Source organism: Pseudomonas sp. FME51 (assembly GCF_014897305.1).
Window position 1 is genome coordinate 64,230 of the sequence record NZ_JABUYN010000004.1, and the last position, 20,685, is coordinate 84,914.

General features: G+C 59.4%; 20 protein-coding genes. 15 read left to right on the forward strand and 5 right to left on the reverse strand.

Annotated elements, in window-relative coordinates:
- Positions 1 to 321, reverse strand: a complete 321-nt coding sequence (locus INT39_RS08560) for a helix-turn-helix domain-containing protein (RefSeq protein WP_193073776.1) — start codon at positions 319 to 321, stop codon at positions 1 to 3.
- Between the two features lie 223 nt (positions 322 to 544).
- Here INT39_RS08560 and INT39_RS08565 point away from each other — a divergent pair, with 223 nt between their 5' ends.
- From INT39_RS08565 to INT39_RS08615, 11 genes are all read left to right on the forward strand, one after another.
- Positions 545 to 1,201 (forward strand): LysR substrate-binding domain-containing protein, encoded by a 657-nt coding sequence (locus tag INT39_RS08565; protein WP_193073495.1) that lies wholly within the window; start codon positions 545 to 547, stop codon positions 1,199 to 1,201.
- A gap of 287 nt (positions 1,202 to 1,488) precedes the next feature.
- Complete coding sequence (locus INT39_RS08570; RefSeq protein ID WP_193073496.1) at positions 1,489 to 1,755, forward strand: hypothetical protein; 267 nt, start codon at positions 1,489 to 1,491, stop codon at positions 1,753 to 1,755.
- Positions 1,748 to 2,350, forward strand: a complete 603-nt coding sequence (locus tag INT39_RS08575) for an anthranilate synthase component II (protein ID WP_193073497.1) — start codon at positions 1,748 to 1,750, stop codon at positions 2,348 to 2,350. Before INT39_RS08570 ends, INT39_RS08575 begins: the two co-directional genes overlap by 8 nt.
- Positions 2,351 to 2,370: 20 nt before the next feature.
- The gene (trpD, locus tag INT39_RS08580; protein WP_193073498.1) at positions 2,371 to 3,420 is read left to right on the forward strand and encodes an anthranilate phosphoribosyltransferase; all 1,050 of its coding nucleotides are present in this window, start codon (positions 2,371 to 2,373) and stop codon (positions 3,418 to 3,420) included.
- On the forward strand, positions 3,417 to 4,217 hold the full coding sequence (trpC, locus tag INT39_RS08585; protein ID WP_193073499.1) for an indole-3-glycerol phosphate synthase TrpC: 801 nt from the start codon (positions 3,417 to 3,419) through the stop codon (positions 4,215 to 4,217). The genes trpD and trpC overlap by 4 nt, the downstream gene beginning before the upstream one ends.
- A gap of 552 nt (positions 4,218 to 4,769) precedes the next feature.
- The gene (locus INT39_RS08590) at positions 4,770 to 5,354 is read left to right on the forward strand and encodes a cytochrome b (RefSeq protein ID WP_193073500.1); all 585 of its coding nucleotides are present in this window, start codon (positions 4,770 to 4,772) and stop codon (positions 5,352 to 5,354) included.
- On the forward strand, positions 5,351 to 5,926 hold the full coding sequence (locus INT39_RS08595; protein ID WP_193073501.1) for a YceI family protein: 576 nt from the start codon (positions 5,351 to 5,353) through the stop codon (positions 5,924 to 5,926). Before INT39_RS08590 ends, INT39_RS08595 begins: the two co-directional genes overlap by 4 nt.
- 197 nt (positions 5,927 to 6,123) lie before the next feature.
- Positions 6,124 to 7,053 carry a siderophore ABC transporter substrate-binding protein gene (locus tag INT39_RS08600; protein ID WP_193073502.1) on the forward strand — a complete coding sequence of 310 codons (930 nt, stop codon included), beginning with the start codon at positions 6,124 to 6,126 and terminating at the stop codon, positions 7,051 to 7,053.
- Between the two features lie 32 nt (positions 7,054 to 7,085).
- Positions 7,086 to 8,096 (forward strand): iron chelate uptake ABC transporter family permease subunit, encoded by a 1,011-nt coding sequence (locus INT39_RS08605; protein ID WP_193073503.1) that lies wholly within the window; start codon positions 7,086 to 7,088, stop codon positions 8,094 to 8,096.
- Complete coding sequence (locus tag INT39_RS08610) at positions 8,087 to 9,052, forward strand: iron chelate uptake ABC transporter family permease subunit (RefSeq protein ID WP_193073504.1); 966 nt, start codon at positions 8,087 to 8,089, stop codon at positions 9,050 to 9,052. Before INT39_RS08605 ends, INT39_RS08610 begins: the two co-directional genes overlap by 10 nt.
- Positions 9,049 to 9,807, forward strand: coding sequence for an ABC transporter ATP-binding protein (locus tag INT39_RS08615; protein WP_193073505.1), 759 nt, complete (start codon positions 9,049 to 9,051; stop codon positions 9,805 to 9,807). Before INT39_RS08610 ends, INT39_RS08615 begins: the two co-directional genes overlap by 4 nt.
- Positions 9,808 to 9,853: 46 nt before the next feature.
- Here INT39_RS08615 and INT39_RS08620 read toward each other — a convergent pair whose 3' ends face one another.
- On the reverse strand, positions 9,854 to 10,786 hold the full coding sequence (locus INT39_RS08620) for a LysR family transcriptional regulator (protein ID WP_193073506.1): 933 nt from the start codon (positions 10,784 to 10,786) through the stop codon (positions 9,854 to 9,856).
- A 164-nt stretch (positions 10,787 to 10,950) separates the two neighbouring features.
- Here INT39_RS08620 and INT39_RS08625 point away from each other — a divergent pair, with 164 nt between their 5' ends.
- Positions 10,951 to 12,135 carry an acyl-CoA dehydrogenase gene (locus INT39_RS08625; RefSeq protein ID WP_193073507.1) on the forward strand — a complete coding sequence of 395 codons (1,185 nt, stop codon included), beginning with the start codon at positions 10,951 to 10,953 and terminating at the stop codon, positions 12,133 to 12,135.
- A 54-nt stretch (positions 12,136 to 12,189) separates the two neighbouring features.
- Here the strand turns inward: INT39_RS08625 and INT39_RS08630 are convergent, their stop codons facing one another.
- The 3 genes from INT39_RS08630 to INT39_RS08640 form a co-directional block, all read right to left on the reverse strand.
- Positions 12,190 to 12,990, reverse strand: coding sequence for a universal stress protein (locus INT39_RS08630; RefSeq protein WP_193073508.1), 801 nt, complete (start codon positions 12,988 to 12,990; stop codon positions 12,190 to 12,192).
- A gap of 63 nt (positions 12,991 to 13,053) precedes the next feature.
- The gene (locus INT39_RS08635; RefSeq protein ID WP_193073509.1) at positions 13,054 to 13,656 is read right to left on the reverse strand and encodes a DUF3617 family protein; all 603 of its coding nucleotides are present in this window, start codon (positions 13,654 to 13,656) and stop codon (positions 13,054 to 13,056) included.
- A 98-nt stretch (positions 13,657 to 13,754) separates the two neighbouring features.
- A complete protein-coding gene (locus INT39_RS08640) occupies positions 13,755 to 14,519 on the reverse strand; it encodes an FCD domain-containing protein (RefSeq protein WP_193073510.1) in 765 nt (254 codons plus the stop codon).
- A 205-nt stretch (positions 14,520 to 14,724) separates the two neighbouring features.
- On the opposite strand from INT39_RS08640, the gene INT39_RS08645 reads away from it, so the two are divergent.
- The 3 genes from INT39_RS08645 to INT39_RS08655 all read left to right on the forward strand — a co-directional run bounded on the left by INT39_RS08645 (position 14,725) and on the right by INT39_RS08655 (position 20,462).
- The gene (locus INT39_RS08645; protein WP_193073511.1) at positions 14,725 to 16,419 is read left to right on the forward strand and encodes an L-lactate permease; all 1,695 of its coding nucleotides are present in this window, start codon (positions 14,725 to 14,727) and stop codon (positions 16,417 to 16,419) included.
- A gap of 68 nt (positions 16,420 to 16,487) precedes the next feature.
- A complete protein-coding gene (lldD, locus tag INT39_RS08650) occupies positions 16,488 to 17,642 on the forward strand; it encodes an FMN-dependent L-lactate dehydrogenase LldD (protein WP_193073512.1) in 1,155 nt (384 codons plus the stop codon).
- Positions 17,643 to 17,654: 12 nt separating this feature from the next.
- Positions 17,655 to 20,462: an FAD-binding and (Fe-S)-binding domain-containing protein gene (locus INT39_RS08655; protein WP_193073513.1), complete on the forward strand. Its 2,808-nt coding sequence runs from the start codon at positions 17,655 to 17,657 to the stop codon at positions 20,460 to 20,462.
- Positions 20,463 to 20,685 lie beyond the last annotated feature (223 nt).

Consider the following 20,685-nt stretch of genomic DNA (forward strand, 5'->3'; position numbering starts at 1 on the left):
TTAATCTTCATGACGATCGCCTTGAATGGAATCGGCTTCATCATCTTGCAGATTCCGTTCTGCTGCTGTTACCAAATCACCTGCACCGCATTTCAGCGCTTTTGCAATCCGAAAGATTAGGGCCAAGGTGGGTAGGTGCTCTCCGCGCTCGACCTTTCCCATGTGAGAGCGTTCGATGCCCGCAAGATTTGCCAGTGTCTCCTGGGCCATGCCTTGCTGCATTCGCACGGAACGAACCGCATCGCCGAAGGCAATGGCGGTTGTCCGCTGAAAAGTAGTAGAACCGGGAGGCCGTCCCTTTTTAATCGAACGCTTTGTCATCATGCAAAGCGTCAGTCAATAGCTTGAATTAAACCACGTTAAATTTAACTCATGATACAGTTAATGAAGCTGCATAGCGACCTTGTCGGTTACCGTTAATCTCCGGGTTGTCTCAGCTGAAAGTGAACTCGTCCACTAAATCCCAGTTTCGGCCAGGTATGGGCATGGGGCGCGTCAGGTGGCGAAACACACAACCACTGCGAGTCTTCCCAGGAGGGAATCGATGAGGGTTCAATCGCTATACACTGTATTTGATCTGGCAATCGCCCCGGGGGTAACTTGCCGCGTTTTGGCTTCGTTACTGGCTTTGCAGCGGGCTGAGCAGCCTGAACTTAGAATTCAGCTACATCAAGTTTCTATCCCTGATCTTCTCCAGGGCGTACATACTGGACGCTACAAGGCCGGCATTGCCTACACAGCAGGCGCTGCTTCACCCAATCTGCAGGCACTCGATATGTGGCTGGATGACCTTGCAGTCGCCTTGCCTGAGCGGTCGCCATTGCTGGCTCACCCCCAAATCCCTCTCAACGCCCTGCAAACCTACCAGCTCATCCGGTGGACCGCACCGACCTGTCCGGATTTTGACCTAGAGATGAAGACCTTGCTGGCCAGGGACAATACTGCGCGGACATCAATGCAGTGCGTGGACTCCTTCGAGTTGATGGCAACACTGGCCTCGGCAGGGTATGGCGTCGGTATCGCACTGCGGTCTCGCATCGTCGAGGCGCGGAACTGGGGCGTAGTGATGCGCCCCTTTGATCACACGCGTTACCGGGTCAAGACACAGCTTCTGTGGCCACTGCGGCCTGAAGAAGCAGCCGTTGAGCAGTTAGCCGAGCGTGCGCGTCGGATAGTATCGGCTCTTGCCAGCTCTCGCTGAGCGCGCACAAAAGTAGACGAAGTGGCAAATGACTGTGTTACAATAAAAAGATATGAAGCTGTTGGGGGAAACTCTGTTTCTTGCACACTTCTTTCGAATCACTCGAATGGATTTCGGTCTGCCATGACCCGTACCGCATCGATCAACATTGCTAACCAGTGGTGGCGCTTCCAATAGGAAGCGGCACGTCGTTGCGGTTTCGTCCCGCACCTTGCCGTCGTACCGGCAGTAAGGTTAAGCAAATGGCTCTCCGGCACGGCGGCTCCAAGACTCAAGGAGATTGCCAGATGCCCCTACTTCCCTCTATTTCAACGTATCTGCTGCACACCGCGCCGGTGCCAGCTAGAGACCGTATACCACCCCCTTTTCATTTCCACCCGTTGCCGCATATGTTGGCTGACGGCGGAGTGCTGCTTTCTGTTTCGACCAGCAATAAAAAGCGCTTGATGACCCTTGTTCCACTGAAATCCACTGCAAATGTGTATAACAGTGTGTATAACACGCAGGGATTCAGGAAGATAAACACATATAAATCAGGGACTTATCATGCCTAAATTATTGATGATCGACAACTACGACTCCTTTACCTGGAACGTGGTGCAGTACCTCGGCGAGCTGGGTGCCGACGTGAAAGTGGTGCGCAACGATGAGCTGAACATCGAGCAGATCGAAGCCCTGCAACCGGAGCGCATCGTTATTTCCCCCGGCCCCTGCACGCCCAATGAAGCGGGCGTATCGGTGCCGGTGCTCAAGCACTTTGCCGGCAAGCTGCCGATCCTCGGCATCTGTCTGGGCCACCAGAGCATCGGCCAGGCCTTCGGCGGGGAGGTGGTCCGCGCCCGCGAGGTCATGCATGGCAAGACCAGCCCGGTTTATCACCGGGGCACGGGTGTTTTCGCCGGTCTGGCCAATCCGCTGACGGTGACCCGTTACCATTCACTGGTGGTGCAGCGTGATAGTCTGCCGGACTGCCTGGAATTGACCGCCTGGACGCAGCACGCGGACGGCACCGTGGATGAGATCATGGGCCTGCGTCATCGCCAGTACATGATCGAAGGGGTGCAATTTCACCCCGAGTCCATCCTCAGCGAACAAGGCCACGAACTGCTGGCCAACTTTCTCAAACAGCAAGGCGGAATGCGCAGCTGAACGAATATCAGGAGAGCAATATGGATTTCACCACAGCACTGGCCAGGGTCGTCGAACAGATCGACCTGTCCACCGAGGAAATGCAGGACGTGATGCGGCAGATCATGACCGGCCAGTGCACGGATGCGCAGATCGGCGGCATGCTGGTCGCCCTGCGCATGAAAAGTGAAAGCCTGGACGAAATCACCGGCGCGGCGCTGGCCATGCGTGAACTGGCGTCCAATGTGGCCATCCCGGGAGACAACCTGGTCGACACCTGCGGCACCGGTGGTGATGGCGCAAATATCTTCAACGTATCCTCCGCTGCGGCCTTTGTCGTGGCCGCCGCCGGTGGCCAGGTGGCCAAACACGGCAACCGCGCGGTATCCGGCAAGAGCGGCAGCGCCGACCTGCTGGAAGCCGCCGGCATCAATCTGGACTTGACCCCCGAGCAGGTAGCGCGTTGCGTGGAACACGTTGGCGTCGGCTTCATGTTCGCCCCCGCCCACCATGGTGCAATGAAGCACGCGGTGGGCCCGCGCCGCGAGCTGGGCATGCGTACCCTGTTCAACATGCTCGGCCCTATGACCAACCCGGCCGGCGTCAAACACCAGGTGATCGGCGTGTTCAGCAAGGCGCTGTGCCGGCCCATGGCTGAAGTGATGGGTCGCCTTGGTAGCGAACACGTATTGATCGTGCATTCGCGCGATGGCCTGGATGAAATCAGCCTGGCCTCGCCGACGCATATTGCCGAGTTGAAAGATGGCAAGGTCACTGAGTACGAGGTGAGTCCGGAGGATCTGGGTATCAAGAGCCGCAGCCTCATCGGCCTGACCGTGGAAGGCCCGGAAGCCTCGTTGAAGCTGATCCGCGATGCGCTGGGCAAGCGTGAAACGGAAGTCGGTGAGAAGGCAGCGGACATGATCATTCTCAACGCCGGGGCCGCGCTCTATGCGGCGGATGTCGCATCGACGCTCAAAGAAGGGGTGGAATTGGCCTCCGATGCGCTGTACTCGGGCATGGCCCGGGAAAAGCTGGCTGAACTGGCCTCCTTTACTGAAATCTTTCGCGAGGAGGCGCTGCAGAAATGAGTTTGCCGACCATTCTGGAAAACATCGTTGCCCGTAAGTACGAAGAAGTGCAGGAAAGTCGTGCCAAGGTATCGTTGGCTGAGCTGGAGGCGCTGTGCGCCAGTGCCGATGCGCCCCGTGGCTTTGCCGACGCCTTGCGCAAGCGTGCCGCGCTGAAGCAGCCGGCCGTGATTGCCGAGGTCAAGAAAGCCTCGCCAAGCAAGGGTGTGATTCGTGAGAATTTCAATCCTGCCGATATCGCTGCCAGCTACCAGCAGGGCGGTGCAGCATGCTTGTCGGTGCTGACCGATGTGGACTTCTTCCAGGGCAGCGCTGATTACCTCAAGCAGGCCCGTGGGGCCTGTGACCTGCCGGTGATCCGCAAGGACTTTATGGTCGATCCGTATCAGGTGATTGAAGCCCGCGCCATGGGGGCCGATTGCATACTGCTGATCGTGGCCTCGCTGGAAGACGGTCAGATGGCTGAATTGAATGCCACTGCCGTCGAGCACGGGCTGGATGTGCTGGTCGAAGTACACGACGGTGCCGAGCTGGACCGGGCGCTGAAACTGGATACGCCGCTGGTGGGCATCAACAACCGTAACCTGCACACCTTCGAGGTCTCGCTGGATACCACCCTGCAGTTGCTGCCCCGGGTACCGGCGGACCGCCTCGCCGTCACCGAAAGTGGCATCCTCACCCGCGCCGATGTTGAGCTGATGCTGAACAACGAGGTATACAGCTTCCTCGTCGGCGAAGCCTTCATGCGTGCCGCTGATCCGGGTGCAGAGTTGAAGCGTCTGTTTTCCCAAGACTGAAGCGGGGCCCTGCTCGGTTCGGCATATGCTCTCGGCGGTGTGGCTAGTGTGTGCAACGCTGCGCTGGCACCCACCCTGCCCGGACACGCTCAAGCCATCCATGGGCGCTCATTGGTGGCCATCCCTGGCCACCAAACGGTCCGGTCAGGGTGGGTGTCAGAACTGCGAGTCAGTGTCGGAGTGGTTGTCGGGAAAGCCAGCCTTTTCTCATCCTGTCACGCTAGGTGTGGTTCGTTAGTGTGAATCAGCAATAAAGACCGCTGTAAAAAAGGGGGCGGTCTTCCCGGTAACTCGATAGTTGATAGCAGTGCTTCCCGGCTGGGTTAGCTCGACCGTTTGATGCCATGGATGGCATCAATGAGCTTACAGGGATGTACTTGCAGCGTGTCGAGCTGGCCCAGCCGGGAAGTGCGGCCCTGCACCTTCCCCGCCCAAAGCAATACACCGTAGTATTTATCAATAAATTAGATATTTCCCTCCCACTATTTCCGCTTTTTGTTTTCCTGTACCGATGTATGATTATTCACATCATCCAATACAGGACGTTCTCCAATGCAACTGAAAAACACACAGAACAGCTATGGGTCGGTGGCCATTCTGCTGCACTGGGTGGTGGCGCTGACGGTGATCGGGCTGGCCATACTCGGGTTATGGATGACTGACCTGAGTTATTACAGCCCCTATTACCGGAGCGCTCCGTTTTGGCACAAGAGCATCGGCATAACGCTGGCCGTGGTAATGCTGTTGCGTCTGGTATGGCGCTGGAGCAATCCGCGCCCAGCGCATCTGCCCAACCACAAGCGCTGGGAAATCAGCATGGCGGGGGTGGTGCATGGGCTGCTATACCTGATGCTGTTCGTAATCGTGATCAGCGGTTACCTGATTTCCACCGCCAAAGGGCAGGGCATCAGCGTATTTGGCTGGTTCGAAATTCCCGCCTCGATAACCGGGCTGACCAATCAGGCCGACCGCGCCGGGGCAGTGCATTACTGGGTGGCAATAGGCGTACTGGGATTGGCTGCGCTGCATGCCCTGGGCGCTCTCAAACATCACTTTCTTGATCGTGACGACACATTGCGCCGCATGCTGGGCATGCGAGCGCGGCAATTGACTGAATCAAAGGAGAAACAAGCATGAAGAAGATTTTTTCGGGTATCGCTCTGGGTGGCCTGATGGCTTTGTCTGGTTCGCTGTACGCAGCTGATTATCAGATCGACAAGGAAGGTCAGCACGCCTTCATCAATTTCAAGACCGGACACATGGGTTTCAGCATGCTGCACGGCCGCTTCAATGACTTCGATGGCACCTTCAGCTGGGACGCCGAGAATCCGGAAAACAGCAAGGTCAACGTGACCATCAAGACCACCAGCGTGGACTCCAACCATGCCGAGCGTGACAAACACCTGCGCAGCGATGATTTCCTGAACGTGGGCAAGTATCCCGAGGCGACCTTCGTTTCTACTGGTGTGGAAATGACTGGCGAAGATACCGCCAAAGTTACCGGTGACTTCACCTTCAACGGTGTCACCAAACCAGTGGTGATCGACGCGCGCTTCATCGGCGAAGGCGATGATCCATGGGGCGGCTACCGTGCTGGCTTTGAAGGTACCACCAGCTTCAAACTGGCTGACTACGATGTGTCCATGGATCTGGGGCCAGCCTCTGCAGTGGTCGAGCTGGATCTGACCATTGAAGGCATTCGCCAGTAAGTAGTGGCGCGGTACCAGAAGGCGAGCCTGCGGGCTCGCTTTTTGGTGCCTGTCTGATTGCACTGGCAAAGCGCTTCCGCTAGGATTGCAAACAATAACTATTCGTAAATACATATGATTCATGACCGCCTGAATAGCGCTCCGCTGCTGATGCAGAGGAGGTTGGGGCTGGCTTATGGTCTGTAAAAGGAGTTGTCATGCTGTCAGGTCTTTCCCGTTTCGCTGCTCTGCCAGGGGTATGTATCGCGCTCGCGTTGGGGGCCGGTACGGCTGTGGCTGAGAATGTGTCGGTCAGCCACTCCAGTGGTCAGACCGAGGTGTCGGTGCAGCCGCAGAAGGTAGTGGTGCTGGATTGGTCGACACTGGATACCCTGGCTCAATTGGGGGTGACGGTCAGCGGCATTCCTTCCTCCAATCCGCCCGAAGTACTCAAGCAGTATCGCGAAGGCGAGTTCATTCGTGCTGGCAGTCTGTTCGAGCCGGATTTCGAGGTATTGAAGAACGCCGAGCCGGATCTGATCATTCTCGGTCGTCGGGCTCAGGGCAAGTACGATGAGGTGTCCAGGTTCGGCACCACGATCGATCTGACGCCGGACCCGAACGACCTGTTGGGCAGCGTCGAGCGCAATACCCTGTTGCTGGGTGAGGTATTCGGCAAGCAAGACAAGGCGGCCGAGCTTGTCGCCCAGTTGAAAGCCTCGGTGGCTGAATTGCGGAGCCTGACCAAAGAGCAGGGCGACGGTCTGTTGCTGCTCACCACCGGCGGCAAGATGGCGGCGTTCGGCAAGGGGACTCGCTTCGGCCTGATCCATGATGTGTTCGGTGTCGAGCAGGCGGTGGATGACCTGAAAACCGGCCGGCATGGCCAGGCAGTGTCCTTCGAGTTTCTGCTGGAAGCGGATCCGGATTGGTTGTTCGTGATGGACCGGGATGCGGCTATCGGTCGTGAAGGCACAGCGGCTGCCGAGTTGATGGATAACGAGCTGGTCAAGGTCACCAGTGCCGGCAGCAAGGATCAGATCGTTTATCTGGACCCGGCCAGCTGGTATCTGCTGGATAACAGTGGTATCGGCGTGATGCAGAACAGCGTCAACGAGCTGATCAAGGTGTTTTCCGCGGCGCGCTGAGCCATCGCCCTTTCGCTGTTCAGGCAGGATGCATGTCACATTCCCTTTCTTCATCACCGAGGGCACCCGGCAAGGGTGCCCTTTGGTTGTTATTGCTCATAGTGGTGGTCGTGGTATTGGCGTTGTGCAGTCTGAACGTCGGTGCCAGCCGCATGAACCTGTTGAATGTCTTCACCGCCGACCCGGATGATCGAATCTCCAAGATTCTCTTCGTCAGCCGCTTGCCGCGCACCATTGCCCTGATTCTTGCTGGCGCCGCATTGGCTGTGGCCGGGGCGATTCTGCAGATGATGGCGCGCAACCGGCTGGTCGATACCTCGACCACCGGGCCCATGGCGGCTGCGGCGCTGGGCATGCTGGTGCTGGCTATCGTGCTGCCTCAGGGATTGCCTCTGTGGGCGCGGTTTCTGGTGGTGAGCGCCTTTGCCGCCGGCGGTGTTTTGCTGTTTCTCGGTGTGTTGCAGCGCATGCCGCTGCGTTCGGCGCTGATCGTGCCCCTGGTGGGGTTGGTGATGGCCGGGGTAGTGCATGCCGCCAGCGGACTGATCGCCCACCATTTCGATCTTTCACAGTCGCTGCGGGCCTGGAACAGCGGTGATTTCTCGGCCATCTTGCGCGGGAGTTACGAGCTGCTGTGGGTCGCAGCCGGGTTGACGGTGGCGGCGATGATCTTGGCAGATAGGTTCACCGTGATCGGTATGGGTCGTGATTTTGCGACCAATATAGGCGTCAACTATTCGTTGCTGATGGGCGCCGGGGTGGTGCTGGTGGGCATGATCGTCGGCAGCGTGGTGGTGACCGCCGGGGTGATCCCCTTTATCGGGCTGGTGGCGCCAAATCTGGTGCGACTGGTGGCCGGCGACAATCTGCGTCGAGCGGTGCCGCTGATGGCGCTACTGGGGGCCGCCTTGTTGCTGGCAGCTGACCTGCTCGGTCGACTGTTGATTCATCCCTATGAAGTACCTTCGTCCAACCTGCTGTCGATTGCCGGCTGCGTGATATTTCTTGCCGTGCTGTTGCAGGGGAGGGCGAAATGGTCCTGAATCTGTGGCGCCGTCCGGGTACCCGGGTATTGCTGCTCGGTCTGCTCGCATTGCTATGCATGCTCGGTTTCATGACCGTGAATGTGCAGACCGACTGGAGCTTCATCCTCGAATACCGCGGTAGTCGCCTGCTGGCGCTGCTACTCACGTCCTGCGCCATCGGCGTGTCCACCGTGCTGTTCCAGACCATTACCCACAGCCGTTTGCTGACCCCCTCGCTGATGGGGTTCGATGTGCTCTATGTGCTGGTCAACACACTGACCTTGTTGGTGCTGGGCGGCAGTGTGCTGGCCGAATGGGTACCTTCGCTGCGCTTTGCCGTGCAGGTCCTGTTGATGGTGGCGTTGGCGCTGCTGGTGTTTCGCTTGCTGTTCTCCGGTTCGGTACGCAGCCTGCACTTGATGATACTGCTCGGCATGCTGGCCGGTATGCTGTTCCGTGAATTGTCGGAGCTGGGTGCGCGGGTGCTTGATCCGAGCGAGTTCGGCATCAGCACCGGTGTGGCCCAGGCCAGTTTCAGTCGGGTCAATACCCAGCTGCTCGGCGCTGCAGCGGCGGGTCTGGCGCTGGCGGGACTGCTGCTGTGGCGCTGGTGGCGGAGTCTGGATGTGCTGAGCTTGGGGCGGGATATCGCCATCAACCTGGGCGTGGCCCACGGGCGGGTGGTGCTCGGGGTCATGGCGGTGATCGCCATTCTGGTGTCGGTGGCCACGGTGCTGGTCGGGCCGACGCTGTTCTTCGGGCTGCTGATTGCCAACCTGGCCTACTGGTTCACCGGTTCGCAGAAGCACTGCTGGACCCTGCCGGCCAGTGTGCTGGCTGGCATCATCTGCCTGGTCGGCGGTCAGCTGCTGCTGGAACACCTGCTGTCCTCAACCCTGCCGCTGGCGCTGGTCATCGAGCTGGCTGGCGGCCTGCTGTTCATAGCGCTGTTGATGCGCGGAGTCAGACAATGATTGAAACCCGGGGCGTATCCAAACGCTATGGCGATGTATTGGTCGTCGATGATGTCAGCCTGAGCATCCCTCGAGGTGGGTTCACCTCGATCATCGGTCCCAATGGCGCCGGAAAATCAACCTTGCTGTCGATGATCAGCCGTCTGACGCCGATGAGCGCCGGCACGGTGATGGTCGATGGCATGGACGTTACCCGTACGCCGGGCAATCAACTGGCTCGCCGGCTGTCGATCCTGCGTCAGGACAACCAGACCGCGCTGCGCCTGACCGTGCGGGATCTGGTCGCCTTCGGTCGCTTCCCGCATTCGGGCGGACGACTGACCGCCGACGACCTGCGCCATGTGGACGAGGCGATGGATTACCTGCGGTTGAACGAATACCGCGACCGGCCGATCGACGAGTTGTCCGGCGGCCAGCGTCAGCGGGCCTATGTGGCCATGGTCATGTGCCAGGATACCGAGTACGTGCTGCTGGATGAGCCGCTGAACAACATCGACATGCGTTTTGCCGTGGACATGATGCAGCTGCTGCGCCGCGCCGCCGATGAGAAGGGCAAGACTGTGGTGGTAGTGCTGCACGACATCAACTTCGCCTCCTGCTATTCCGATCACATCATCGCCATGCGCCAGGGCAAGCCGGCGTATCAGGGCACGCCACAGGAGATCATCTGCGGTGAAGTGCTGCGCGATCTGTATGAAATGGATATCGCAGTGCATGAGGTCGATGGGCAGCGGATCTGCACTTATTACCGCTGACGGCGCTGGTGGCGCCCCAGCCATTGTAGGGCGGTCTGGTCAAGTATCAGGTAGTTGCCATGCTGCCTGAGGCAGACGCCGCGGTGTCCCGTCCATACGCCTGCGCCTCGCTGATCAGCCAGTCGCGGAATGTCTGCAGCGTGGCAGACTCCGCCTTGCGCTCGGGAATCACCAGATAATAGGCATTGCTGCTGTCGAAGCTCTGCGGGCAGGCGATGACCAGCTTGCCGGTCTCCAGTTCGCTGCGAATCAGGAAAGGCGGGATCAGCGCCACTCCCATGCCGTGCATGGCGGCCTGAGCCAGCATGGAGAACAACTCCAGCCGGGTGCCGTTCAGATCATGCTCTACCCGCATGCCGGTAGCGGCGAACCACTGGCGCCAGGCATAAGGGCGGGTGGACTGCTGCAATAGCGGGAACTGGCTGATCTGCTCCGCTGTGAGTTGCGTCTGGCCTGCCAGTAATCCGGGGCTGCACACCGGCACCGGCGACTCGTTCATCAGAAAATGCACCTCGGTACCTGACCAGTCTCCATCGCCGAAATAGATGGCTGCATCGAACTCGGTGTCGGCGAACAGAAAAGGGCGTGTACGGTTGGTCATGTTGATGGTCACTTGCGGATGTTGCACAAGGTAATCGCTGAGACGCGGCAACAGCCATTGCGTGCCGAAGGTCGGTACCAGTGCCAGCTCCAGGGTTGCGGTGCCCTGATTGCCCATCACTGAAAGGGTGTCGCGCTCCACTGCATCGAGCCGACCGGCAATGCGCCGACTGTAGGTCTGGCCGGTCTCGGTCAATCGCACGCCGCGTCGGGTACGGCGGAACAGCTGTACATCCAGGAAGCTTTCCAGATTGGCAATCTGTCGGCATACGGCGCTTTGGGTCAAGGCCAGTTCGTCTGCCGCCTTGGTAAAGCTTTCATGGCGAGCGGCCGATTCGAAGCAGATCAGGGCTTGGGTCGGAGGGATCTTGCGGCGCATGTGGAGCTCCTGCGGACGGGCGGTCTTTGGTTTTACGGAGTTCCAATTTAGCACAGCTTGTTGAGGAAAACGCGTTTGCCTCAGCAGTGCTGGGTGGCTAGTCTTGTTCCATCGCTGCAGGAGTGCCAACCTGCATCACTACAACAATCGTTTACGGAGTTCTCATGGCTGACACCAAAGCAAGTTTCAACTGGGCAGACCCACTGTTGCTGGACCAGCAGCTCACCGAAGAAGAGCGCATGGTTCGCGATTCTGCAGCGCAGTATTGCCAGGACAAGCTGATGCCGCGGGTGCTCAATTCGTTCCGCAACGAAGAGACTGATGCGTCCATTTTCCGCGAAATGGGTGAGCTGGGATTGTTGGGTGCGACCATTCCTGTCGAGTACGGCGGCAGCGGCCTGAACTACGTATGCTACGGCCTGATCGCCCGTGAAGTGGAGCGTGTGGACTCCGGCTACCGCTCCATGATGAGCGTGCAGTCCTCGCTGGTGATGGTGCCGATCAACGAATTTGGGACTGAAGAGCAGAAGCAGAAATACCTGCCGAAACTGGCCAGCGGCGAATATATCGGCTGCTTCGGTCTGACCGAGCCGAACCACGGTTCCGATCCGGGTTCGATGATCACCCGGGCGAAGAAAGTCGACGGCGGCTATCTTCTCAAGGGTGCCAAGATGTGGATCACCAACAGCCCGATTGCCGATGTGTTCGTGGTCTGGGCCAAGACGGAAGACGATCTGATTCGCGGCTTCATTCTGGAGAAGGGGTGGAAAGGTCTGAGCGCTCCGGCGATCAAGGGCAAGGTCGGTCTGCGTACCTCCATCACCGGTGAGATCGTGATGGAAGATGTATTCGTGCCGGAAGAAAACCTGATGCCGGGTGTGACCGGGCTGCGCGGTCCGTTCACCTGTCTGAACTCGGCCCGTTACGGTATCGCCTGGGGTGCCCTGGGCGCCGCTGAATTCTGCTGGCACACCGCCCGCCAGTACACCATGGATCGTCTGCAGTTCGGCCGCCCGCTGGCGCAGACTCAGCTGGTACAGAAGAAGCTGGCTGACATGCAGACCGAAATCACCATGGCGCTGCAGGGCTGTCTGCGTCTGGGTCGCATGAAGGACGAAGGTACCGCTGCGGTGGAGATCACCTCGATCATGAAGCGCAACTCCTGCGGCAAGTCGCTGGATATCGCCCGGGTAGCGCGAGACATGCTGGGTGGTAACGGGATTTCCGACGAGTATGGCGTGATTCGCCACGTGGTGAATCTGGAAGTGGTGAATACCTATGAAGGTACTCACGATGTGCACGCATTGATTCTGGGGCGTGCTCAGACAGGTTTGCAGGCGTTCTTCTAAGCAAGACTGGCGTCTTACTGAAAGCCCCGGCAATCATGCCGGGGCTTTTTTGTTTCAGAACGCGGTGTTGGCAGGAATCAGCAGAACCGGTTGACGGCTTTGTCGTGCAACGCCTTCCGCGGTGCTGCCAATCATCAGATCCTGAATCGGTGTGGTTCCGCGCTTGCCGAGAATGACCAGCGCTGCCTGCTCAGCCTCCGCGGTCTTGACGATCTGCTGAACGGCGTCGCCTTTCACATGGCGAGATACCACCTGTTCATGTCGACTGATGATGTCGGCCGTCAGGTTGTTGATGATGTCGGCATCCTCGTCATGCTCGGTTTCCACCCACAATACCAAGCCATGCCTGCCGTTTTTCAGAAAACCTTCGAAACAGCGCTGGGCTGCACGAGCTGGTGCTGAGCCGTCGGTGGCCAGCAGGACGGGGGCGGTGGGTTCGACGACCGGGCCGTCCGCTGCGAGGATCAACAGGGGCACACGCGTGATGCGCGCCAGATTCAGGGTGATATTGCCGTAGAAGAGGGCGCGACCGGCGGAGTGGCTCTGATTCAGGACAATGATGCCGTTGGCGTTATGGTGGCGGGCGGCTTCATTCAGTTCGGTGGCCGCGAAGCCGCGTCGCACTTCGTAATCCACCTCGATTCCCAGTTCGCCGCTCAGATGGGTTGCCAGCTCCTTGAGGTGGTTGGCAGCAGCGGCTTCGCTGTCTTCAATGTTCATCCGCCGGGTAGTGTCCACCACATACACTATCGTCAGTCTGCGGATGTCGGCCATCTGCACCACCGAGGGCAATCTGTCGCAGGTTTTCTGCCAGCTTTCGGAATAATCAAAACCGAGAATACAATGTTTCAGCATGGCTCATTCTCCTGTTGTCATAGAGACAGTCTAGTCGACGGCGGCGGCGGAGAAAGCCGAACATCAGAACGACAGCCTTTCATTCGGCGTTACCGCGCCACAATCCGGTGATGTCCAGCGAGAGATTTCCAGTTGTTGAATGTTCGATGGCTGACTGCTGGTTCCGTCTTCGCGGATCATCTGAAAGTGGCCGCGACCGAGAAAGGAAGAGCGGATTTCCTGGCTGCTGATGATCTCCAGCTCGCCCTGAATGTCGCCATCGAAGCCGTTCTCACCGCGACAATCGCCGTTGATCCGCAAGCGGGAGCGGTCCGCTGAGCTCACCGTCAGCTGGCATTCCGGCACGTTACGCTGGATCTTCCTTCTCATTTCATCGATATGCACCATGTTCGACGCCTGCTGCGGCGTGATGCATTCCATCCGGATGCCCGGGTTGCCCTGTGCGATGGCGCCTTCCATCGTATCTCGCTGGTCTGGTGGCAATTTCTCCAGCAGCTGTTGCTGGGCCTGGCGAATCGCCGGCATACGGTCCTCGCCGTTGATCAGGATGCGTGTTTCACTGCGCCACAAGCCCGCTTCAGGCGTGGGGCTCAGTTGCTCGGCATTCGCCGAGAGTGCGATCGGGAAAAACAGACTCACCGCTAACGCGGGAAGAGCGTCTTTCATTAATCAAACCTCCTGTAAATTGCTGCATCGAATCCACCGGGAACAATAACTATAGCCGCTGCGCTCGGTCATGCTGCGATTCTCAGCGGCAACAGGTGTTAATGCTTTTCCCGGCGCCTGGCCCGGCTGCGACGCTGCTCTTCCTGCTGTCGCTCGGCCAATACTTCACGCACATAGTCGATATGTTCGCTGGCGTGGCGCCGGGCATCCTCTGCACGGCCTTCGATGATCGCCTCCAACAAGGCACGATGCTGTTGCATCAGTGTGTCCCGTGTTCCCATGCGCAGCGCGTACATGCCGCCGATATTGGTCACCACGTTGCGCTTGAGCAGGTCGAACAGACCGCGAATGGTGTGCAGCAGAATAATGTTGTGGCTGGCCTCGGCAATGGCCAGGTGGAAGCGCGCATCGGCGGCGCCTTCCTCGGAGCGGCTGCCGCCTTCGCGGGCGTAGCAGGCCTGCAATGCGTCATAGGCCTCGCGCAGGTGCTGATGGTCGACCTCGGTGGCACGCAGCGCAGCATAATAGGCACAGTCGGCTTCCAGCGTGTGGCGAAACTCCAGCAGATCGCGATGCGCTTCGGGGCGGCCTTCAAGCAGACCGAGCAGGGGGTCGCTGAAGCTGGAACCCAGGGATTCGGTGACGTAATTGCCGCCGCCCTGGCGGCTGACCAACAGGCCACGCGCTGCCAGTTTCTGAATGGCCTCGCGCAGGGAAGGGCGGGACACACCAAACTGTTCCGCCAGCACCCGTTCGGCCGGCAGACGCTCTCCAGGCTTGAGTATGCCGTCCAGCATCATGGACTCAAGTTGCTCGACGATGTTGTCCGACAGCCTGCGCTGCTGGATGTGACCGACCTCCATATGCCTGCTCCTATTGGTCTGACCAATGTTTCCAGAAGTATGCCGGCTAAAACCGCTTCCGGAAAGTTTTTCTCCGCTCATAAGACCAATGTCTAGGAAATTGTGTTTGACATGCAGGCGGTGCTTTTTTACGCTGATCGACATTCCAGGCTAATTGGTCTTACCAATTGACCCTGAATCACCAATAATAATTACGGAGTACCTGATGTCCTCTGGTCTTCTCGCTGTACTGGCGTTTGCGCCAATCCTTCTGGCTGGTGTTCTGCTCATTGGCTTGCGCTGGTCCGCTCGGACCGCAATGCCTCTGGTGTATGGCGTCACTGCACTGATTGCGTTGTTTGCCTGGGATATGAGCTTCAATCGTGTCCTGTCGTCCACTCTGCAGGGCCTGGTTATCACCCTCAGTCTGTTGTGGATCATCTTCGGCGCCATTCTGCTGCTCAATACCCTGAAGTATTCCGGCGGCATCGCGGCTATTCGTTCCGGCTTCGTGGCCATCAGTCCCGACCCGAGAATTCAGGTAATCATCATCTGCTGGCTGTTCGGCTGTTTCATCGAAGGCGCTTCCGGGTTCGGCACGCCGGCGGCAATCGTGGCGCCACTACTGGTAGCGGTGGGTTTTCCGGCCATGGCGGCAGTACTGATGGGCATGCTGTTGCAGAGCACGCCGGTATCCTTTGGTGCGGTCGGCACGCCAATCATTGTCGGTGTTACCGCCGGGGTCGATAACATCGCGATCGGCGAGGCGCTGGCGGTCCACGGTTATGCCTGGACCGATTACATCCACTGGGTATCGGTGAAGGTGGCGATTCTGCACGCCATGGTAGGCAGCATCATGCCGGCGCTCATGGTACTCATGCTGGCCCGTTATTTTGGTAAGGAAAAAAGCTGGAAGGCTGGCTGGGAGGCGGTACCCTTTGCGCTCTTCGGCGGGTTGGCCTTTGTTGTACCTTATGTGTTGACGGGGGTGTTTCTGGGGCCGGAGTTCCCGTCGCTGCTGGGCGGACTGGTGGGTCTGGGGCTGGTGACACTGGCTGCCCGAACCGGTTTTCTGGTACCCAAGACAGTCTGGCAGTTCGCAGATCGCAAAGACTGGCCGGTGACCTGGATGGGCACCATCGAGATACGCGCAGAGGATCTCGGCAACCGTCCGATGAGCAATCTTCGGGCCTGGACACCCTATGTTCTGGTGGGTGCTCTGCTGGTGATCAGCCGCGTCTTCCCCGAGGTGACTGCCGCTTTGAAAGGGGTGGCTGTCAATTTCACCGGCATACTGGGAGAGGCTGGCATCAATGCGGGTCTGGACCCACTGTATCTACCGGGCGGAGTACTGGTTGCGGTGGTACTGCTGACGTTCTTCATCCATCGTATGAAATTCAATGAACTCAGCCGGGCGGTGAGTGAGTCCGGCGGAGTATTGCTCAGCGCCGGTTTCGTGCTGCTGTTCACGGTGCCCATGGTACGCATCCTGATCAACTCCGGAATCAACGACGCCGGGCTGCCGAGCATGCCGGTCGCGTTGGCCCATTTCGTGGCTGACAGCGTGGGTGGCATCTACCCGCTTTTCGCGCCGGCGATCGGTGCGCTGGGTGCCTTTCTCGCGGGCTCCAATACCGTTTCCAACATGATGTTCAGCCAGTTCCAGTTTGGTGTGGCGGAGAACCTCGGCCTGTCGACGTTGATGGTGATCTCGGCGCAGGCAGTCGGTGCGGCCGCCGGGAATATGGTGGCTATTCATAATGTGGTAGCGGCTTCGGCTACAGTGGGTATGCTTGGGCGGGAAGGGTTGATTCTGCGCAAGACCATCTGGCCGACCCTTTACTATGTAACCCTGACCGGCATCCTGACGATGATCGGCTGTTATGTGCTGGGCATCAGCGATCCAGTGAGCCTGGGCTGAATGCACAACTGACAACGCCGCGGCCATGACCGGGCGTTGACCATTTACAACAATATGGGATTAATCCAATGATCATCTCTGCTTCTACCGATTACCGCGCCGCCGCCGAGAGTCGGTTGCCTCCTTTTCTGTTCCACTACCTCGATGGTGGCGCCTACGCCGAGCACACGCTCAAGCGCAACGTCACTGATCTGGCTGACATCGCCCTGCGTCAGCGGGTGCTGAAGAACATGTCCGAGCTCAGCCTGGAAACCCGGTTGTTCGACGAAACCCTGGCTATGCCGGTGGCGCTGGCTCCAATAGGACTGGCCGGCATGTACGCTCGGCGCGGTGAGGTTCAGGCGGCGCGGGCGGCAGCAGCCAAGGGCATCCCCTTTACTCTGTCCACTGTGTCGGTCTGCCCGATCGAGGAAGTGGCGCCGGCCATCGACCGGCCCATGTGGTTCCAATTGTATGTGCTGCGTGATCGCGGCTTCATGAAGAATGCGTTGGAACGGGCCAAAGCTGCCGGCGTGACCACTCTGGTATTCACTGTGGACATGCCGGTGCCGGGCGCGCGCTACCGCGATGCCCATTCCGGCATGAGCGGTCCGAATGGTCCGATGCGCCGCATGTTGCAGGCGATGGTTCATCCGCGCTGGGCGCTGGACGTCGGTCTGCTGGGTCGGCCGCATGATCTGGGCAACATCTCCGCCTATCGTGGCAATCCCACCGGGCTGGCTGACTACATCGGCTGGTTGGGTGCGAACTTCGATCCGTCAATCAGCTGGAAGGATCTGGAATGGATCCGCGAGTTCTGGGATGGCCCCATGGTAATCAAGGGCATTCTCGATCCCGAAGACGCACGTGATGCGGTGAGCTTTGGTGCCGACGGCATCGTCGTTTCCAACCACGGCGGTCGTCAACTCGATGGTGTACTGTCCAGTGCCCGGGCGCTGCCTGCCATTGCCGATGCGGTAAAGGGAGAGATCAAGATTCTCGCTGACTCCGGCATCCGTACCGGGCTGGATGTGGTTCGCATGCTGGCCATGGGCGCTGATTGTGTCTTGCTCGGTCGCGCCTTCATCTACGCGCTGGCTGTCGATGGCGAAGCTGGTGTGCGTAACCTGCTGGAGCTGATCGACAAGGAAATGCGTGTAGCCATGGTGTTGACCGGCGCCAGGTCAATCAGTGAAATCAGTGCCGACCTGCTGGTGCGCGAGCTGGCGCATGCCACTCAGTAAGCTGGAGCGCCGATGAGTCTGCCTGATGAGTTCCTGGCTGCTGTCCGCCAGCTGATTCCCGCCCAGCGGTTGTTCGATGACCCGCTGTCGACCCTGGCTTTCGGCACCGATGCCAGCTTCTATCGGCTGATTCCTCAGCTGGTGGTGCGGGTCGAAGCTGAATCCGAGGTGGTAGCCTTGCTGCAGCTCGCCAGCCGCTGCAGCGTGCCGGTGACCTTCCGTGCTGCCGGGACCAGCCTGTCTGGCCAGGCGCTCAGCGATTCGGTTCTGATTGTCCTCGGTGATCACTGGAGCGGGCGCGAGGTTCTCGATGGCGGCGCCCGCATCCGGTTGCAGCCAGGGGTGATCGGTGCGGCTGCCAACGCTGCGCTGGCACCCTTGCAGCGCAAGATCGGGCCGGATCCGGCCTCGATCAATGCGGCGAAGATCGGTGGTATCGTCGCCAATAATGCCAGTGGCATGTGTTGCGGCACAGCGCAGAACAGCTATAACACCCTGGCCGGGATGCGCCTGGTGCTGGCCGATGGCAGCGTATTGGATACCGAGGACGCCGCCAGCGTGGCGGCCTTCCATCAGACCCATGCCCCGTTGTTGGACGGCCTGGCCGAACTGGGACGGCAGACTCGCGCCGACACTGCCTTGGCCGAGCGTATCCGACACAAGTATCGCTTGAAGAACACCACCGGCCTGTCACTCAATGCACTGGTGGATTTCGATGAGCCGTTGGATATCCTCACGCATTTGATGGTCGGCTCCGAAGGCACCCTGGGCTTCATCAGCTCGGTGACCTATGACACCGTGCCAGATCATCCACACAAGGCCACCGCCTTGCTGGTGTTCCCCGATGTCGAGACCTGCTGCCGTGCGGTACCGGTATTGAAGCAGCAGCCGGTCTCGGCCGTGGAGCTGCTCGACCGCCGCAGTCTGCGCTCGGTACAGGATATGCTGGGCATGCCCGAGTGGGTACGCGATCTGTCAGCCAATGCCTGTGCGCTGCTGGTGGAGTCACGGGCCGCCAGCGCCGCCTTGCTGGATGAGCAGGTCGTCCGGGTCATGGCTGCCGTCAGCCTTTTCCCGCGGGAGAAGCAGGTCGATTTCAGTACTGATCCGCTGGTCTGCAATCAGCTGTGGCGCATCCGCAAAGACACCTTTCCTGCGGTCGGCGCGGTGCGCGCCACCGGTACCACGGTGATCATCGAGGACGTGACCTTCCCGGTTGAAATGTTGGCCGAGGGTGTCAACCGACTGTTGGCGCTGTTTGATCGACACGGCTATGCCGAGGCGATCATCTTCGGTCACGCCCTGGAGGGCAATCTGCATTTCGTCTTCACTCAGGGTTTTGACGATCCGGCTCAGATCGCGCGTTATGCCGCCTTCATGGGGGATGTGGCGCAGCTGGTAGCGGTTGAGTTTGGTGGGGCGCTGAAAGCCGAACACGGCACCGGGCGCAATATGGCGCCCTTTGTCGAGCTGGAATGGGGCAGCGATGCCTATGCACTGATGTGGTCGATCAAGCGTCTGCTTGATCCGCAGGGCATTCTCAACCCGGATGTGGGGCTGTCCACGGACTCACGCATCCACCTGAAGAATCTCAAGCCGCTGCCGGCAGCCGATCCGCTGGTCGACAAGTGCATCGAATGCGGCTTCTGCGAGCCGGTCTGCCCGTCCAATGGATTGACCCTGACGCCGCGGCAGAGGATCGTCATCTGGCGCGATATCCAGGCGAAGAAGCGGGCCGGCATCGATACTCGTGAGCTGGAGGAGGCCTATCAGTATCAGGGTATCGACAGCTGCGCTGCGACCGGACTCTGCGCCCAGCGCTGTCCGGTGGGCATCAATACGGGTGATCTGGTGCGGCAGTTGCGCGCCGGTCAGGCGCGGCATTCAGGTAGCGCTGATTGGTTGGCCGGGCATTTTGTCAGTGCGCTCAAGGGCGCGCGCCTGACGCTGTCGGCGGTGGATACCGCCAGGCGATGGCTCGGTGCACCGCGTTTGCAGCGCCTGAGCAGTGGCATGCGACAGCTGTCCGGTGGACGCTTGCCGCAGTGGACGCCGGCGATGCCGCAAGCAGTGAAATGGGTTGAGCCGCAGCCAGCCAAAGCCAACCAGAAGCCCCGAGTGGTCTATCTGCCTGCTTGTGTATCGCGGGTCATGGGACCGGCGGCCGCCAGTGTCGAGCAGGTGTCGCTGCTTGATAGAAGCCGCGCGTTACTGGAGAAGGCCGGCTTCGAGGTGATTTTCCCGCCGGGAGTGGATAGCTTGTGCTGCGGACAGCCATTCGCTTCCAAGGGCTATCCAGAGCAAGCCGAGCGCAAGCGCGCCGAACTGCTCGCCGCACTCATGCAGGCCAGTGAACAGGGTCGCTATCCGGTGTATTGCGATACCAGTCCCTGTACGCTGCGATTGCTGCAAGGTGATGTGGAGGCACGGCTCAGGTTGCATGATCCGGTGCGCTTCATTCGTGAGCACCTGCTGGATCGGCTGGTGTTCCAGCCAATCGATACCCCGGTGGCGGTGCATGTGACCTGCAGCACTCAGCATCTGGGTGAGGCTGACGCCCTGATCGCTATTGCCCGGCGCTGCAGTACTCAGGTGGTGGTACCCGAAGACATTCATTGCTGTGGTTTTGCCGGCGACAAGGGTTTCAATATGCCCGAGCTGAACCAGCATGCGTTACGCACTTTGGAATATGCGGTGCAGTCTTGTGAGCTGGGGGTGTCGACCAGTCGCACCTGTGAGATAGGTCTGAGCAGCCACAGCGGCGTTGATTATCACGGGCTGGTATATCTGGTGGATAGCGTCACGCAGCCGCTGGCCTGACGGACAGCCTTCGGCATCCGGACGAACTGCCGGTGGATTTCTGAGGGGAAGCTGCGAATACCGGCTCCAGATTGGAGTGGCAGGAAAAGAGGGTTGGCCGGAGCGGAGTCCGGCCTTCCATCGACGGGCGTCGTAACGACGCCCGAGATTGCATCACGCTGATCAGCTACCCAGCAGGGCTGGCTTCTCGCGGCGACTACGCTGGCGATTCTGGCCAGGGTTG

Bases quoted from the DNA above. Each gene is read 5' to 3' on its own strand.
- INT39_RS08620 (WP_193073506.1), bottom strand. From the start codon at position 10,786: ATGCGCCGCAAGATCCCTCCGACCCAAGCCCTGATCTGCTTCGAATCG.
- INT39_RS08570 (WP_193073496.1), top strand. From the start codon at position 1,489: ATGCCCCTACTTCCCTCTATTTCAACGTATCTGCTGCACACCGCGCCG.
- INT39_RS08645 (WP_193073511.1), top strand. From the start codon at position 14,725: ATGTCCTCTGGTCTTCTCGCTGTACTGGCGTTTGCGCCAATCCTTCTG.
- INT39_RS08605 (WP_193073503.1), top strand. From the start codon at position 7,086: ATGTCACATTCCCTTTCTTCATCACCGAGGGCACCCGGCAAGGGTGCC.
- INT39_RS08625 (WP_193073507.1), top strand. From the start codon at position 10,951: ATGGCTGACACCAAAGCAAGTTTCAACTGGGCAGACCCACTGTTGCTG.
- trpC (WP_193073499.1), top strand. From the start codon at position 3,417: ATGAGTTTGCCGACCATTCTGGAAAACATCGTTGCCCGTAAGTACGAA.
- INT39_RS08575 (WP_193073497.1), top strand. From the start codon at position 1,748: ATGCCTAAATTATTGATGATCGACAACTACGACTCCTTTACCTGGAAC.
- INT39_RS08595 (WP_193073501.1), top strand. From the start codon at position 5,351: ATGAAGAAGATTTTTTCGGGTATCGCTCTGGGTGGCCTGATGGCTTTG.
- INT39_RS08630 (WP_193073508.1), bottom strand. From the start codon at position 12,990: ATGCTGAAACATTGTATTCTCGGTTTTGATTATTCCGAAAGCTGGCAG.
- INT39_RS08590 (WP_193073500.1), top strand. From the start codon at position 4,770: ATGCAACTGAAAAACACACAGAACAGCTATGGGTCGGTGGCCATTCTG.
- INT39_RS08560 (WP_193073776.1), bottom strand. From the start codon at position 321: ATGACAAAGCGTTCGATTAAAAAGGGACGGCCTCCCGGTTCTACTACT.
- INT39_RS08615 (WP_193073505.1), top strand. From the start codon at position 9,049: ATGATTGAAACCCGGGGCGTATCCAAACGCTATGGCGATGTATTGGTC.
- INT39_RS08635 (WP_193073509.1), bottom strand. From the start codon at position 13,656: ATGAAAGACGCTCTTCCCGCGTTAGCGGTGAGTCTGTTTTTCCCGATC.
- lldD (WP_193073512.1), top strand. From the start codon at position 16,488: ATGATCATCTCTGCTTCTACCGATTACCGCGCCGCCGCCGAGAGTCGG.
- INT39_RS08640 (WP_193073510.1), bottom strand. From the start codon at position 14,519: ATGGAGGTCGGTCACATCCAGCAGCGCAGGCTGTCGGACAACATCGTC.
- INT39_RS08600 (WP_193073502.1), top strand. From the start codon at position 6,124: ATGCTGTCAGGTCTTTCCCGTTTCGCTGCTCTGCCAGGGGTATGTATC.
- INT39_RS08610 (WP_193073504.1), top strand. From the start codon at position 8,087: ATGGTCCTGAATCTGTGGCGCCGTCCGGGTACCCGGGTATTGCTGCTC.
- INT39_RS08655 (WP_193073513.1), top strand. From the start codon at position 17,655: ATGAGTCTGCCTGATGAGTTCCTGGCTGCTGTCCGCCAGCTGATTCCC.
- INT39_RS08565 (WP_193073495.1), top strand. From the start codon at position 545: ATGAGGGTTCAATCGCTATACACTGTATTTGATCTGGCAATCGCCCCG.
- trpD (WP_193073498.1), top strand. From the start codon at position 2,371: ATGGATTTCACCACAGCACTGGCCAGGGTCGTCGAACAGATCGACCTG.